This is a genomic window from Rhodococcus sp. ARC_M6 (genome assembly GCF_022810305.1).
GTDB lineage: Bacteria > Actinomycetota > Actinomycetes > Mycobacteriales > Mycobacteriaceae > Rhodococcus_F.
This window is the reverse complement of the sequence record NZ_JALGQH010000016.1, coordinates 25,889-39,421: the sequence shown is the minus strand read 5'-3', so window position 1 is coordinate 39,421 and position 13,533 is coordinate 25,889. Positions and strand designations below refer to the sequence as shown.

Sequence of the window (13,533 nt, the reverse complement as noted above, 5' to 3'; positions counted from 1 at the left end):
ATTCAGTGTCGGTGCCAGCGTACAAGGGAACGAGTCCGCCAATGTCGAAGAGCCACAAGAAGAACACACTCCGCCCCCGCGGCGGTGGGGTGCCTGGCGGCCGAAGATTTCCGTGGTCGATATCGATAGCAGTCCTGGTTATCGCCGGCCTGGTCTCGATCATCGCCTACAACATGGTGCCCAAGGCCATCGAGCGGACCGAGGCGCAAAAATACGCTCCGAGCGCGGACAACCCGGACCCTTCGCAGTCGATCGATGGAGTGACCGAGATCGAATACGCGGCCGGCAATCATATTCAAGCGCCTCAGCGCGTTGCATACGATCAAACTCCGCCTCTGGGAGGAGCGCACGATCAGTACTGGGCAACATGCACAGGCATCGTCTACCCGGAGCCGATACGGACCGAAAGTGCGGTGCATTCGCTTGAGCACGGCGCGGTCTGGGTGTCGTACAACCCCGACTCGTTGAACCCGTCCGACGTCGACGCCCTTGCCTCCCAAGTCAATGGTGAACCGTATTCCCTGATGTCACCGTTCCCCGGTATCGATTCACCAGTTTCGATTCAATCGTGGGGACATCAACTCGAGGTCGACAGCGTCGACGACCCCCGTATCGCGAAATTCATCACCTCCCTCAAACAGAACCCGAACACACATCCGGAGGTCGGTGCCAGCTGTGCGACGGTCCCTGGAGGATTCGACCCGGAGGCGCCTTTCCCCTTCGACGCATCTCCGCCAGGCCCTGATGCGATTCCCGCAGCATCGGAGCAGTCAGCAACTGATCTTCCTGTAGCAACGACCACACCGGCGCCTGTGATCACGGGGGATCGCGGAAATGGTTGAACACGATGCGGTACCGATTCAGTCCGAGTCGAAATCCGATTCATCAGGCAAACGCCATGACACGCCACCCGCAGTATTGGTGGTCGGTGTTGTCATCGCTCTGCTGATCGGAATCATCATCGGGCTGTGGGCAAAGGGGCGGATCGAGAACACCTCACAGGAGGTGCCACCCGTCAGCGCCGTGGAGGTCGGCTTCGCACAGGACATGTCGGTTCACCACGGGCAAGCAGTCGAGATGTCGTCCCTTGCATTGATGAACACCGCTGACCCTGCCATCCGCACTCTTGCGTACGACGTCGTCACTACTCAGCAAAGTCAGATAGGGATGATGCAGGGGTGGCTGTCGCTCTGGGATCGCCCCGCCCAGAGCGCAGTTGGGTCCATGGAGTGGATGCCCTCGACTTCCTCGTCGATGAATCACTCGATGCCCGGCATGAGCACCCGACAAGGTGGTTCCGACACAAATCCGGCAGTTGCGATGCCGGGCATGGCCTCTCCCGCCGAACTCGCGGAACTACGCGTGCTGACTGGACCGGCATTCGAGATTCGCTATCTTCAATTACTGTTGCGCCACCATCAAGGGGGAATCCCGATGGCCCAATACGCCGCCGACAATGCCGATCTCTCCGTCGTGACAAATCTTGCACGACAGATCGCCGCCACACAGCAAACGGAATCGGCAGCATTGCGAGAACTACTCGCAGTGAGAGGCGCCCAACCGATCCCGATGAACTGACACTTTTCTCATCCACCGTCTCATCCGCCGAACCGGATCACCAATGCCGAGAAATTTATCGGCGGGGAAGGGTTTTGAGGAATTCGTTGTAGGCCTCGAGGTCGACGTCACCGTCCCTGGCGACTTCCTTCTCGACTGCAGCGTTGGTGCGGGATTCGTCGCGATTCCACCTCATCGCGAAAACCACCATGATGATCAACGCGACCGGTTCTCCGTAGGACCATGCCAAGGCCCCTGCCATCTGTTGATCGGCCATCAGATCGACGTTCCAGGACGTCGGCGGATTGGTGAAGGTACTCAGGAGTGGCGTGGTTGCCATCATCAGGATCACGCCGATGAAAACATGGAGAGGCATTTCGACGAAGAGGTCGAAACATCGCCCCAGGTTGCTTTGTTTGACGGGCAACGGACCGGATGAGAGCACCGGAACGATGAACAACACTCCGGTGGCCAGGAAGAAGATCTCCAGGCCTGTGTGACCGACCCAGGACGACGCCACCAGGTCGAATACCGGCGAGAGGTAGATGCCGTAGTAGCTGAACAGGAACAGTGGAATCGTGACGCCGGGGTGTAGCAGAATCTTCGCGGTCCGGCTTCGGAGCGCCGTCAATGCAAGCTTGAGGATCGGAATTCCCCAACCTGTGTGAGGCGTGGAGCGCAGCAGGAGAAGACCTGGGCTGCCGAGAACGAGCAGTGGTGGAATCGCCATCGACAGGGTCAAATGCTGGAACATCCAGATACTGAAGAGTTCGTACCCGTAGCCCTCGATGGCGAGACCCGTGACCAAGATCAGCAACACACAGCCGAAGAGGAAGCTGGCTGTCCTCGTCCACGGCCACTCCCGACCGGAAGACGTCACCCGGTGGACACCCCAGCAGTACCACGCTGCCAGCAGGATTCCGATCAGCGGTAGGACCGGCAGTGGCTGCGGAGCCCATCCCATCATTGCTCCGAACGAAGGCACTGCCTCGGGCAAACGTATCCAGTCCATCGCCTACGTTGTCCCTTCCCTCCCCACCCTACTGTGACTCAGCGCTTCGAGCGCTTGTCTCCGCGGAGGACGATGACCATCCCGATCACGAACAGGATTGCCACTGCGCCACCGAGAATCGGCAACAACAGCGGAGATCCGCCGCCGGAGCCAGCGTCGCTGGTTGCCGCCGACTGCGCGACGGTCACCGAAGGTGCGGCACCTGTGGGAGACGGCGCAGCATTGTTCGTCGCCACGTTCAAGGTGAAGGCGTACGACCCCGTGATCGGATGTCCGTCCTCGGAGATCACGCGGTACCCAACGGTGTAGGTGCCGGAAGTCATCTGACCGGTCGTCGCGAGAGAAACACGCTCTCCCTGCACCGACGACTCCCCGGCGCCGACCTGCATCCCGTCGGCCGTACTGACGGTCACGTTCGCGAAACTCGTCTGAATTTTCTGATTGAAAACCAATTCCACCGAACTCGGCGCGGTGTCGAGAACCGCGTCGGCGGATGGAGTCGATCCGACCAGTGCACTGTGCGCTTGCGCGGTACCTGCGCCGATGAGCGCGCACCCCGCAGCCACCAACAGCACAACCATTGCACGCCTCAAAATCTGTTCCTCCTACTTAGCCCACACCATCGAGGTGCGGAGTCCGGCGATCGATGCACACCGGTACCTCGCTGAGACACTACCTCCGACTACTATGTTGCATAGTATTCAGGGGCGTGTGGTGGCCGGAAGGTTGCGCGCATCGACGAACACCGACCAGGTAGGCGGATCCATGAAGTTGACCACCAACGCAAAATTCTCGATAGCCCTGGTAGCCGTCTTCGCTGTCGTCCTCGGCACGCTGTTGCTCGGCAACCGCAGCGGGACGGAGAGCGCCGGCACCGGCGCCGGCGCTTCGGACTCGTCGGTTCTCCGCGACGACACGCATCTGCTTTCCACTGCGCCGGACAACGACGTCGTGCTGGTGGAGTTTCTCGACTTCGAGTGCGAGGCATGCCTGGCGATGTATCCGACGATGGAGCGGATACGTGCTCAGTACGCTGACCGCATCACGTTCGGCGTACGGTACTTCCCCATCCCCAGTCACACGAACAGTGGACTCGCGGCGCGAGTCGTCGAAGCGTCGTCTCGGCAAGGGAAGTTCGTCGAGATGTATCAGCGGATGTATGACACGCAGACCCAGTGGGGCGAGTCGTCCGAGTCTCAAGAAGCGCTCTTTCGTACGTTCGCACAGGACCTGGGACTCGACATGGCGACCTTCGAAGCCGATGTGAATGACCCGGCGGTCGCAAAGCGCGTTGAACAAGACTTCAACGAAGGCATCGACCTGGGAGTACAGGGCACACCGACGCTGTTCCTCAACGGCGTCCAGTTGCCATCCATGCCGACATATGACGATCTCACCGCTCGCATCGACGCAGCACTGGCCCAATGACATCGACGGGCATAAGCGGCGCCCACGTCGATACCGGGACGCCTCCGACTGTCGGGTCGTCCCCGAAAGTGTGTTCTTCCTATGTCGTCGGATGGATTCTCGCAAGTGCCGGCGCTCTCGGCTTGGCAGCGTCTCTAATACTGACTGTTGAGAAGTTTCAGCTTCTCGCAGATCCCTCGTATCGCCCGTCCTGCAGCATCAACCCCGTCCTCAGCTGTGGATCGGTGATGAGTTCTTCGCAGGCGTCGATCTTCGGTTTCCCGAACTCGATCCTCGGCGTGGTCGCGTTCACGGTCCTGTTGACCACGGGAATCGTGACACTCACCGCAGCAAACGCACTGCCCCAATGGTATTGGCGGTGCATCGTCATCGGATTGTTCGCCGGCGCGGTGCTGGTTCACTGGCTGATTTTCCAAAGCCTGTACAGAATCCAGGCACTGTGCCCCTACTGCATGGTCGTGTGGGTGGTGACGATGACAGCCCTCTGGTACGCAACTTTGCACCTGGCTACCCGTAGACCGGCATCCTCCTCGCGAACCTTGAAGAATGTCGTTGCCCTCGGCGCGAGAAATCACTCACTCGTGCCGACCATCTGGGTCTTGTCCGTCATGAGCCTGATTCTCAACGCGTTCTGGGACTACTGGTCGACGCTGGTCTGAGAGCCTCACGAAAACGTGCCGGTGCCGTCCATCTCGGCAGTTGCATGCTCCGTCCGCCTTCAGCATCGTTAAACTACTATGAAGCTTAGTTTTTAGGTCTGCAATCCTCCAGAACAGAGGCGATTGCGGATAGGCGAAGGAGATGAACGTGAAACTCATGGGTGCAGCGAAAGCGCTGGTCGACAAAGGCAAGGAAGCTGCCTCGAAGAACGCCGACAAGATCGAAAAGGCGATCGAGAAAACCGCAGCGTCTGCCGAAGCCAAGACCGGCGGAAAAATGACCAGCCAGATCCAGAGGGCTGCTCTTGCGGTAAAGAGAGCGATTCCTCCGAAGAAGTAATCGCTTCCGCCGTGCCGAATGTTTGTGCTTCGGTCGCGAAGCGATACGTCTTGGAACCGGCTCCCATGACGAACACCTCGCTTCGGTACGCCCTCATCACAGCACACCGAAGCGAGGAGCGCTCAGGGTTCGATAGGCGGAGGAATGACGATGCTCGCCTGAAAATCGCTGTGCCACAGCCGCGTAAGCAGAGCGCAATAGGAATCGATCACCCTCACTTGGGTCGAGAACGCCGCCTCTTCCGACTCGATGGTTGCCGGAACGAGAAGGAGCGCGCGATAGGCCAATGCCGCTGAGGAACTCCCGATATCCATCATTGCGCCACCGATGCTGGCTGCTGCGTTCAGCACAGGATCGGGAAGGACGATGGTGGGTCGAGCAAGGGCCCGCTCTGCATCAACGGAAACCGCTCGGATCCGGATTTGATCCTCGATTGCGGCGATTGTGTCCCCTACGCGACGGGCGTGAACCCGCAGCTTGCGGGGGCTTCGGATGTGGCGATGAGATATCGGGGGCAAAGTCCGCAACCGGACACTTGCATGGTTCGCAGCGCCACCGTCGAGGGCCGCCGGCAGCACGTCTCGAATCAACCAATCAAGTAGTAGGGCGGCAGCGGTATCTGTTGCCGGCACGCGCACTACCGGCATTGTGCGTGTTGACATTGTCACTCTCCCATCGTCATCGAGCGCCGGCGGCTATTTCTTTCCGTCACTGTCAGGCTCGGATGTGGTGAGTATCTTTTCCGATTTCTGCGAATTCTGCGTCGGGTGTCCGGTGAGGCCGACATGTGCTTCTGCTCGCATCCGGGCAACCATGTGCGGGTAATGCAGTTCGAATGCCGGACGCTCGCTGCGGATGCGCGGCAACTCGGTGAAGTTGTGGCGCGGCGGCGGGCAACTGGTTGCCCATTCGAGCGAGTTGCCGAAGCCCCACGGATCGTCGACAGTCACAACTTCACCGAACCGGTAGCTCTTGAAGACATTCCAGATGAACGGCAGGGTGGACGCTCCGAGAATGAAGGACCCGATCGTGGAGACCGTATTGAGTGTGGTGAATCCATCCGAGGGAAGGTAATCCGCATATCGTCGCGGCATGCCTTCCGCACCGAGCCAATGTTGGACCAGGAAGGTCATGTGGAAGCCGACGAACGTGGTCCAGAAGTGCCACTTGCCGAGTCGCTCGTCCATCATGCGACCGGTCATCTTCGGGAACCAGAAGTAGATACCGGCATAGGTGGCGAACACAACGGTGCCGAAGACCACGTAGTGGAAGTGGGCGACAACGAAGTAGCTGTCCGTGACCTGGAAATCTATCGGCGGACTGGCCAGCAGTACACCGGAAAGACCGCCGAAGAGGAAGGTGATCAGGAAACCGAGTGAGAAGAGCATCGGCGACTCGAAGGTCAACTGCCCCTTCCACATCGTTCCGATCCAGTTGAATATCTTCACGCCGGTCGGCACTGCGATCAAGAACGTCATGAACGAGAAGTACGGAAGCAGAACAGCACCCGTTGCGTACATGTGGTGCGCCCACACCGCGATCGACAGGGCCGCGATGCCCAATGTCGCATAGATCAGGCCCTGGTATCCGAAGATCGGCTTACGGCTGAAGACCGGGAAGATCTCCGAGACGATGCCGAAGAACGGCAGCGCGATGATGTACACCTCGGGGTGGCCGAAGAACCAGAACAAGTGCTGCCACAACAGAACTCCGCCGGTTGCCGGGTCGAAAATATGACCGCCCAATCTGCGGTCGTAGAGCAACGCGAACAGTGCTGCGGTCAGAAGTGGGAAGGCCAACAGAATCAGGATCGAGGTGACGAAGATGTTCCACGTGAAGATCGGCATGCGGAACATCGTCATACCCGGAGCTCGAAGGCTGACGATGGTCGTGATCATGTTGACCGCACCGAGAATGGTGCCGAGACCTGATACGAGCAGGCCTACAATCCACAGATCAGCCCCTACGCCGGGTGAGTTTATTGCCGAACTCAGAGGGGTGTAGGCCGTCCAGCCGAAATCTGCGGCGCCGCCGGGGGTGACGAATCCGGCCGTCGCGATCAGAGCGCCGAAGAGATACAGCCAGTAACTGAAGGCATTCAATCGGGGGAAAGCCACATCCGGCGCACCGAGTTGCAGGGGGAGAATGTAATTCGCGAATCCGAATACCACCGGTGTCGCATACAGCAGCAGCATGATCGTGCCGTGCATGGTGAACAGCTGGTTGTACTGCTCGTTCGACAGGAACTGCATACCCGGGATCGCCAGCTCACTACGCATGATCAGCGCCATGAGCCCGCCGATGAGGAAGAATGCGAACGAGGTTACCAAGTACATCAGGCCGAGCGTCTTGTGATCGGTCGTCGTGATGGCGTTACGGAGCACCGATCCCTTCGCTGCCGCACGTGCGGGGTACGGCCGGATGGGAGTAGGGGGTGGTGCAATTGCGGTCATAGTCAGCCCGCTTCCTGTCGAGACGCAAATAGAGTGTGCGACAGAAGCTTAACTCAACTACTACGTTGCATAGTTTTTGGGTTCTGGGCGCTGAACCGGCGACCTTCCGGTCCCCTCTTCAGGTCACGAGGGCATGAGTGGACGCAGAGAAAATGATCAAGGTCGTCAACGCGGCGATCACGGGAACGATCATCGGAAGCACCGCTGCAGAAACACAGACCAGCTTTGTCGCACGAAGCCGGGAATCGGCCTGCAACCTGACCAAGCGCACCGAGATCTCGTCATCACCGAGTCCGAGGGTCCACACCGGTTGAGGGAGTGGCGACGTCGCCACCACACGCAATGCCGACCTGACGACATCGGGACTGGTGGCCTGCGCGGCTCGGTCATCGGCCGCAAGCTCGACCAACCGACGCACCGCAGCAGGAGCTGCTGCGAACAACGGGATCACCGGCAGCGCCTTCGCGAAGACTTCGCACACATTGATGATTCGGTGGTGCTGACCTCGCAAGTGCGCACGCTCGTGTGCGATCACGGCTTCACGCTCGGGTGCAGTCAAGCAGTCGGAGAGCCCCTTGGTCGCTACGACGAACCCTGGCCGTCCCGCGACGCTATAGGCCATCGGCATTGGATGATCAAGCCAGAGAACATCATCCGATACCGGATCTGCGCGGGCGATGATCGATACGACATCACGGTGGTAGTCGCGTACCTTCGCACTACCTTTGTGTTGTCTATGCGCCAAGAACAGGCTGCGAGCGGCGATGAGCGCAGTAACCGCAACTCCGCCGACGGCGAGCGTTTCCCCGATCCACGGCGCCATCGCGTGCTGGAATGCAGTGAAACACCGCACGAGGGCTTCGGAGAGTTCTTCAGCCGGCGCATGGCTCGGCCACAGGAGGATCACTACTGCCGACACGGTCAGGAATGCCAGACTCGCGATGCTGCCTATCCATGCTGTGAGAATCGCGGTGGGAGCCAGATTGGTCGATTCGAAGCGGCGCAAAACCTTGGGCATGAACGCTCCGATGAGTACGGCCCCGAGAAAGAGGACAGCAGCGAGAGTCATCTACCGGACCTTGCCGTTATCCAGTGCTCGCCTGAGTGCTTCGTGTTCGTCCTCCGAGACGTTTTGCGCGAAGTGCAGGAGCGCTGAAACCGAATCGCTACTGTTGTCGAGTAATTCGCGCATGGCCAGTGAGGTAGCTTCGTCGCGGCTACGCGATGGCGAATAGATGTACGCACGGCTTCGTTTTTCCCGCTGCACCCAACCTTTTTCGTGAAGGTGAGTCACGACGGTCAAGATCGTGGTGTACGCCTTCGGCGCGTCTCCCTCGAGGCGGTCGACCAGATCCCGTACAGACTGCGGCTCGTCTGTATCCCAAAGGAGGTTCATCACTTCGGCTTCGAGCCCGCCGAGTCTCTTCATCTTCCTTCCCCTTCGAAAATCGTCGATCACGTCAGTCACTGACGGCCGGGGACTGGATCTGCACCCCGCGCGCGTCCAACCATGCCATGGGATCGACCTTCTGCCCGTCGGCCTGCCACACTTCGTAATGCAGATGTGGCCCTGTTGATTGTCCCCTGTTTCCTACTGTCGCGATCAATTCTCCAGCACGCACCTTCTGACCTGCTGTTACCAGTGTCTCATTGATGTGCCCGAAGACTCCGATCGTTCCGTCATCTTGCAGGATACGGACCCACAGTCCAAAACCCGACGCAGGCCCGGACTCGAGTACCGTACCGGCGGTAACGGAGACAATAGGCGTACCAATCTCATTGGCAATATCCAACCCGTAGTGAGTCGACCCCCACCGCGGTCCGTAATTTGACGTCAACGTTCCGCTTACGGGAGACACCGTCAGCGGCTCGCGTGCAGCTACCTCTCTCGATGCGCGTGCTGCGTCGCGTTCGGTGCCACGAGCCAACTGTTCGGCGAATCTCCCCAGATCGGCCAGTTTGGGAACCTGAAGAATTTCCGGAGCCGATGCCAGTGCCTGCTCCAGCGGTGCCAGTGGTTGCGCATCGACCTCGACGGGGACGCTGACACTCTCTGACGAGGCATGCGAAGCGGATGTACCGGCGGCGAGCAAAGCGCCGGTGGCAACAGAGAGAACCAATGCCCGCCCGCCAGGGCGACTGCGGGACTGTCGGCGATGAGCGCCGCCTCTTCGCCGCTGAACACTTCCAAGGACGGTGTCCGATTCGACTGCAGACGGGGTGGAGATATACGTCGAATCGACTGGCAGTTCGTGATCACTGCGGAGAGCGTCGAAAAGGTAACTTTCCGGAAGCATGCAGTCAAGATTGTCGATGTCGGGCTTGCGGTGTCGGGACAAAATCGCATTCCTTGCGTCGCGGAAGGTCACGGAATGGTGACGGCCTCAGACAGCGTACTACTATTTTGCATAGTTTTTCGGTGAGAGTTGACAACGCTCAGAATCACAACGAAACGCCCCCACCGGGAATGCACACCTTCTCCTCCTGACCTGCCGCACGTCGGCCTCTCGACGAGCAGCGCTCGATGGCGAGAGCCCCTGTAGCAATTGCCAGAGGCATTGCTCCGACCGCGAGTATCAGTCCGGCACCGAGGCGTTGATCTCGTGCAAGGTTGTCGAGCCAGCCGCGTTGCAACGAGGTGAAGTACTGATCGGCGATCACGGTGTCGGTGGTGATCAGTACCGCGGCGAGGCCCACGTAGGCCAAGAACGCTGCCAGGAGCAGGGCCGTTCTGACTGAGGTCCTCGCTCGGTTCGGCAAGGGATCAACGCCGACCATTACCCAAAAGAACATGAAACCGCAGATCAGCAGGGTTCCATTGATTACCAGATGGGGGACGTGCGAACCCGCGACAGCGCTGTACAGCCCTCCCAGGTAAAGGAAGTACAGAGCTCCGGCGAAAAGCACAACAATCACGTAGGGACGGGACAAGAATCGGAACCAGGCGCCCCGGTACAAGCTTCGTGTCCATTCCCTCAGTCCGGGCGCATCTCCGGATGACCGGCGAACGGTGAGCCGAAACAGCGTGAAAGGAGCTCCCAGGACCAGACAGAGCGGAGCGAGTACCGCAACAGCTGACGTTGCGCCCATGTGCACGCTCATCACTGCGGGCGCGTACCTTCCAACGCCAGACGATGTGGCAACAAGCAACACGAGGCATCCGAGAACCCAGCTCACCGAACGGCGCGTCGACCACCGCCCGCCCTGCCGCCGGAGTCGAAAAACGCCGACGAGATAGCAAGCGGCCAACACCAGAGCGAGAGTTCCGAAGATGAGATCGAATCGCCAGTCGAAGAGCAAGCGACCCGCAGTGGGCGCGCCGTTGAGTGCATATCCGAGCACTTCTTCGACCCTGCTCGGATCCTGTCGTTCCGTGGGAGCAGGGGGCGGAGTGCGGCCGAGAGCGACGGCAATACCGACAGTTACTGCGAGTACGACCGACTCCACCACTGCCAGCTGGGTGAAGGTGCGCCTGTCGCCGGGGTCCTTCGCCAACTCGGCGAGCGCAACTTTCCGTTGGCGCCAACCCGCCAACCCCGTGAGGATCAAGGCGGCGACCTTGGCAAGGATCATGACACCGTAGGTACTACTCCACATCGCGGCCAAGGGAACCCGCACAGCAGCGTTGACCACACCGCTGATCGCTATCACGACGAAAGCTGTGAGCGCGACGGTCGAGAAACGGCGCGCTGCGAAGTCGAGATGGCTCCCCTTCCTGTATGCATGCAGCACCAGAGCCGCTATTCCTCCCATCCAAATCGACGCCGCGAGGATATGCAGAACCAAACTGTTCGTAGCGATGTCGTGGGATCCTCCTGAGGAAGAGTGGCCAGACAACGCCCTCGGAAGCAAGCTGAACAGCGCGAATGCAAGGAGAAGCGGTGTCCACGAATACCGCAGGGTCAGGCGACACGCAATCGCGAGTATGAGTGTGAACCCTGCGGTCCATGCCCATGCAGTAGTGACATCGATGTCCAAAATCGCGCGAGTGAACGGCCCTGGATCGGCGAACACGACGGAAAGCGGTTGGCCGGAACTGTCCGAGAGGGTGAGCGGAACGAGCAGTGCCGCGCATATCGCCCAGATAGCGGCGGCGACACTTGCGGTTCGTAGCGCTAAATATCCGTCGACGTCGAGCACGCCCGAGGCTTGAGAGGGAACGAGAACCGCGGCCAAAAGTAGGCTGCCTACGGTCATCACGGCGGCAACCTCGCCGAGTGCCATCACTGCCGGGAGTCCGTAGATCGTCAGGGGACCTGGATCGGGAAGTCCGAGCAATCGGAGCGCTTCGGAAGTTGATGCCCGCGCCAATACCGCCGCGGTGATTGCGGCTATGACACCCCATCCCAATACTTTCCGCATTGGTCGTCCGATGGCGAGAGTATCGGTGCGGGTGTCGGCCGGTTCGGTGTCGATCATTGCGGGTGGACCTCTCCGGGTTGTGGATCTCGCCCGCGCGATCGGCGCTCCGGACCAAAATACTATGACGGATAGTTGCATGGGTGCTTCAGTCGGGGTTTACTGAAGCCATCCAGTAATCAAATATGCGCATATGACAATATGACCTTGCGGTCGACGACGAAGAAGGGCACACCGAGATGGGTCACGGTCATGGCCATGGGGTCGCAGAACAAGCTGCGAGTGCATCCGGCAAACATGTGCGCAAGCTATGGATAGCCGTCGGACTCGGCCTGGTCACATTCGTCACGCAGGTCATCGTGGGCCTGTCCACGTCATCGCTCGCCTTGCTCTCCGACTCGGCACACGTCTTCACCGATGTGTTCGGCATCCTCATGGCCCTTGCCGCCATATTGCTTGCTCAAAGGGCACGCTCGCGCCCTGATCGCACGTTCGGCATGTACCGGGCAGAAGTGTTCGCTGCCTTGTTCAATGCTCTACTTCTGTTCGGTGTTGCCGGGTGGGTTCTCTACGAAGCCGTCGGTCGACTTTCTGATCCACCTGAGGTCCCGGGGCTTCCGGTGAGCATTGTCGCTGTCGTCGGCCTCGCAATGAACGTCGCGGCATTTCTGCTGCTTCGCGGCGGTGCGAAGGAGAGTATCAACGTCCGCGGCGCCTACCTCGAAGTGATGGCGGACATGCTTGGATCTGTCGGAGTCCTGATCAGTGGACTGGTGACATTGATCTTCGGGTGGCGTTACGCGGATCCGGTGATCGGTGTTGCGATCGGCCTGTTCGTCTTGCCACGAGCATTCAATCTCGGCCGCCATGCCGTGAGGATCCTGCTCCAGCATGCCCCCGCCGGCATGAGTATCACCGAAGTGACACAAGCCTTGCAGGGGATCACCGGAGTCAAGGACGCCCACGATCTTCACATCTGGACGCTCACATCGGGCATGGAAGTTGCGTCGGCGCATCTGACGATCGACGAAGGATCCGATCCGACCAAGGTTCTTGCTGCTGCCCAGGATCTGTTGGACACGCGGTTCAATCTCGTACATGCGACCCTGCAGGTGGAACCCGCCGCGGGCGACGGGCGTTGTCAGGAGCTTCCGTGGTGAGTACCGACAAGGTGACCCCGAACGGCAAATCTCCCTATCGCACGAGGCGAGCAGTCTTCGCTATGACGGCGCTCATTTCGGCATTCGTCGCCCTGGCGATTGAACCTGTTGCACGGAAGCATCTTTCCGGCTCCAATGAGATCGATTTGGGTGTCGTCAGGTTGCGGTTGGCGTACAACAGTGGTGTTGCCTTCAGTCTGGGCGATCGGCTACCGAGTGCCATCATCATCGCGTTGACCGCTCTCGTCACCGTTGGCATCGCCGTATACGCCTGGAGGAGTATCCCTCAAAGCCGTTGGGTGGCCGTGATCGGTTTCGCCTTGATTGTCGCCGGAGCTGCTTCCAACGTGGTCGACCGAGCTCTCGACGAGCGGGTCACCGATTATTTCCATACCGGCTGGTGGCCCACCTTCAATCTTGCCGATACCTACCTCACCTGCGGATTCATCCTGGTCGTCGTGTCGCTACTGTTCGAATCCACGCGCGGGTCCGAACCCGAGATTCAGCGTCCGCAATTCGAGTGACCTGAATCGAGCACGGACGGGGTCGGAGAGCTGCCGGCGGG

The 13,533-nt window shown here is 59.7% G+C and carries 15 protein-coding genes; 7 read left to right on the top strand and 8 right to left on the bottom strand.

Going from position 1 to position 13,533, the window contains the following annotated elements; translation table 11 throughout:
- Positions 1 to 41 precede the first annotated feature (41 nt).
- Together MTX36_RS17305 and MTX36_RS17300 are read left to right on the top strand one after the other, a co-directional pair.
- Positions 42 to 842, top strand: coding sequence for a DUF3105 domain-containing protein (locus MTX36_RS17305; RefSeq protein WP_243620930.1), 801 nt, complete (start codon positions 42 to 44; stop codon positions 840 to 842).
- Complete coding sequence (locus tag MTX36_RS17300; RefSeq protein ID WP_243620929.1) at positions 835 to 1,578, top strand: DUF305 domain-containing protein; 744 nt, start codon at positions 835 to 837, stop codon at positions 1,576 to 1,578. Before MTX36_RS17305 ends, MTX36_RS17300 begins: the two co-directional genes overlap by 8 nt.
- 55 nt (positions 1,579 to 1,633) lie before the next feature.
- Here MTX36_RS17300 and MTX36_RS17295 read toward each other — a convergent pair whose 3' ends face one another.
- Complete coding sequence (locus MTX36_RS17295) at positions 1,634 to 2,569, bottom strand: cytochrome c oxidase assembly protein (protein WP_243620928.1); 936 nt, start codon at positions 2,567 to 2,569, stop codon at positions 1,634 to 1,636.
- Positions 2,570 to 2,607: 38 nt separating this feature from the next.
- A complete protein-coding gene (locus MTX36_RS17290) occupies positions 2,608 to 3,150 on the bottom strand; it encodes a copper resistance CopC family protein (RefSeq protein ID WP_243620927.1) in 543 nt (180 codons plus the stop codon).
- A gap of 184 nt (positions 3,151 to 3,334) precedes the next feature.
- Here MTX36_RS17290 and MTX36_RS17285 point away from each other — a divergent pair, with 184 nt between their 5' ends.
- From MTX36_RS17285 to MTX36_RS17275, 3 genes are all read left to right on the top strand, one after another.
- A complete protein-coding gene (locus MTX36_RS17285) occupies positions 3,335 to 3,997 on the top strand; it encodes a DsbA family protein (RefSeq protein WP_243621010.1) in 663 nt (220 codons plus the stop codon).
- Positions 3,994 to 4,656 carry a vitamin K epoxide reductase family protein gene (locus MTX36_RS17280; RefSeq protein WP_243620926.1) on the top strand — a complete coding sequence of 221 codons (663 nt, stop codon included), beginning with the start codon at positions 3,994 to 3,996 and terminating at the stop codon, positions 4,654 to 4,656. The genes MTX36_RS17285 and MTX36_RS17280 overlap by 4 nt, the downstream gene beginning before the upstream one ends.
- 157 nt (positions 4,657 to 4,813) lie before the next feature.
- Entirely contained in the window at positions 4,814 to 4,996 is a 183-nt protein-coding gene (locus MTX36_RS17275) for an antitoxin (protein ID WP_243621009.1), read from the top strand.
- 122 nt (positions 4,997 to 5,118) lie between these two features.
- On the opposite strand, the gene MTX36_RS17270 is transcribed toward MTX36_RS17275, so the two are convergent.
- From MTX36_RS17270 to MTX36_RS17245, 6 genes are all read right to left on the bottom strand, one after another.
- The gene (locus MTX36_RS17270) at positions 5,119 to 5,658 is read right to left on the bottom strand and encodes a hypothetical protein (protein WP_243620925.1); all 540 of its coding nucleotides are present in this window, start codon (positions 5,656 to 5,658) and stop codon (positions 5,119 to 5,121) included.
- Positions 5,659 to 5,691: 33 nt separating this feature from the next.
- Positions 5,692 to 7,449, bottom strand: coding sequence for a cytochrome c oxidase subunit I (gene ctaD / locus MTX36_RS17265; protein WP_243620924.1), 1,758 nt, complete (start codon positions 7,447 to 7,449; stop codon positions 5,692 to 5,694).
- A 118-nt stretch (positions 7,450 to 7,567) separates the two neighbouring features.
- Positions 7,568 to 8,518 carry a M56 family metallopeptidase gene (locus tag MTX36_RS17260; protein WP_243620923.1) on the bottom strand — a complete coding sequence of 317 codons (951 nt, stop codon included), beginning with the start codon at positions 8,516 to 8,518 and terminating at the stop codon, positions 7,568 to 7,570.
- Positions 8,519 to 8,878 (bottom strand): BlaI/MecI/CopY family transcriptional regulator, encoded by a 360-nt coding sequence (locus MTX36_RS17255; protein WP_243621008.1) that lies wholly within the window; start codon positions 8,876 to 8,878, stop codon positions 8,519 to 8,521. It lies immediately after the preceding gene.
- A 31-nt stretch (positions 8,879 to 8,909) separates the two neighbouring features.
- On the bottom strand, positions 8,910 to 9,746 hold the full coding sequence (locus MTX36_RS17250) for a M23 family metallopeptidase (RefSeq protein WP_243620922.1): 837 nt from the start codon (positions 9,744 to 9,746) through the stop codon (positions 8,910 to 8,912).
- Between the two features lie 145 nt (positions 9,747 to 9,891).
- Complete coding sequence (locus MTX36_RS17245) at positions 9,892 to 11,868, bottom strand: bifunctional copper resistance protein CopD/cytochrome c oxidase assembly protein (RefSeq protein ID WP_243620921.1); 1,977 nt, start codon at positions 11,866 to 11,868, stop codon at positions 9,892 to 9,894.
- 179 nt (positions 11,869 to 12,047) lie between these two features.
- Here MTX36_RS17245 and MTX36_RS17240 point away from each other — a divergent pair, with 179 nt between their 5' ends.
- Together MTX36_RS17240 and lspA are read left to right on the top strand one after the other, a co-directional pair.
- Complete coding sequence (locus MTX36_RS17240) at positions 12,048 to 12,968, top strand: cation diffusion facilitator family transporter (RefSeq protein WP_243620920.1); 921 nt, start codon at positions 12,048 to 12,050, stop codon at positions 12,966 to 12,968.
- Positions 12,965 to 13,492: a signal peptidase II gene (lspA, locus tag MTX36_RS17235; RefSeq protein ID WP_243620919.1), complete on the top strand. Its 528-nt coding sequence runs from the start codon at positions 12,965 to 12,967 to the stop codon at positions 13,490 to 13,492. The genes MTX36_RS17240 and lspA overlap by 4 nt, the downstream gene beginning before the upstream one ends.
- Positions 13,493 to 13,533 lie beyond the last annotated feature (41 nt).

Excerpts from the sequence above, each read along its gene's own strand:
- MTX36_RS17240 (WP_243620920.1), top strand. The coding sequence starts at position 12,048 with ATGGGTCACGGTCATGGCCATGGGGTCGCAGAACAAGCTGCGAGTGCA.
- MTX36_RS17290 (WP_243620927.1), bottom strand. The coding sequence starts at position 3,150 with ATGGTTGTGCTGTTGGTGGCTGCGGGGTGCGCGCTCATCGGCGCAGGT.
- MTX36_RS17270 (WP_243620925.1), bottom strand. The coding sequence starts at position 5,658 with ATGTCAACACGCACAATGCCGGTAGTGCGCGTGCCGGCAACAGATACC.
- MTX36_RS17255 (WP_243621008.1), bottom strand. The coding sequence starts at position 8,878 with ATGAAGAGACTCGGCGGGCTCGAAGCCGAAGTGATGAACCTCCTTTGG.
- ctaD (WP_243620924.1), bottom strand. The coding sequence starts at position 7,449 with ATGACCGCAATTGCACCACCCCCTACTCCCATCCGGCCGTACCCCGCA.
- MTX36_RS17280 (WP_243620926.1), top strand. The coding sequence starts at position 3,994 with ATGACATCGACGGGCATAAGCGGCGCCCACGTCGATACCGGGACGCCT.
- MTX36_RS17250 (WP_243620922.1), bottom strand. The coding sequence starts at position 9,746 with ATGCTTCCGGAAAGTTACCTTTTCGACGCTCTCCGCAGTGATCACGAA.
- MTX36_RS17305 (WP_243620930.1), top strand. The coding sequence starts at position 42 with ATGTCGAAGAGCCACAAGAAGAACACACTCCGCCCCCGCGGCGGTGGG.
- MTX36_RS17285 (WP_243621010.1), top strand. The coding sequence starts at position 3,335 with ATGAAGTTGACCACCAACGCAAAATTCTCGATAGCCCTGGTAGCCGTC.
- MTX36_RS17260 (WP_243620923.1), bottom strand. The coding sequence starts at position 8,518 with ATGACTCTCGCTGCTGTCCTCTTTCTCGGGGCCGTACTCATCGGAGCG.
- MTX36_RS17275 (WP_243621009.1), top strand. The coding sequence starts at position 4,814 with ATGGGTGCAGCGAAAGCGCTGGTCGACAAAGGCAAGGAAGCTGCCTCG.
- MTX36_RS17245 (WP_243620921.1), bottom strand. The coding sequence starts at position 11,868 with ATGATCGACACCGAACCGGCCGACACCCGCACCGATACTCTCGCCATC.
- MTX36_RS17300 (WP_243620929.1), top strand. The coding sequence starts at position 835 with ATGGTTGAACACGATGCGGTACCGATTCAGTCCGAGTCGAAATCCGAT.
- MTX36_RS17295 (WP_243620928.1), bottom strand. The coding sequence starts at position 2,569 with ATGGACTGGATACGTTTGCCCGAGGCAGTGCCTTCGTTCGGAGCAATG.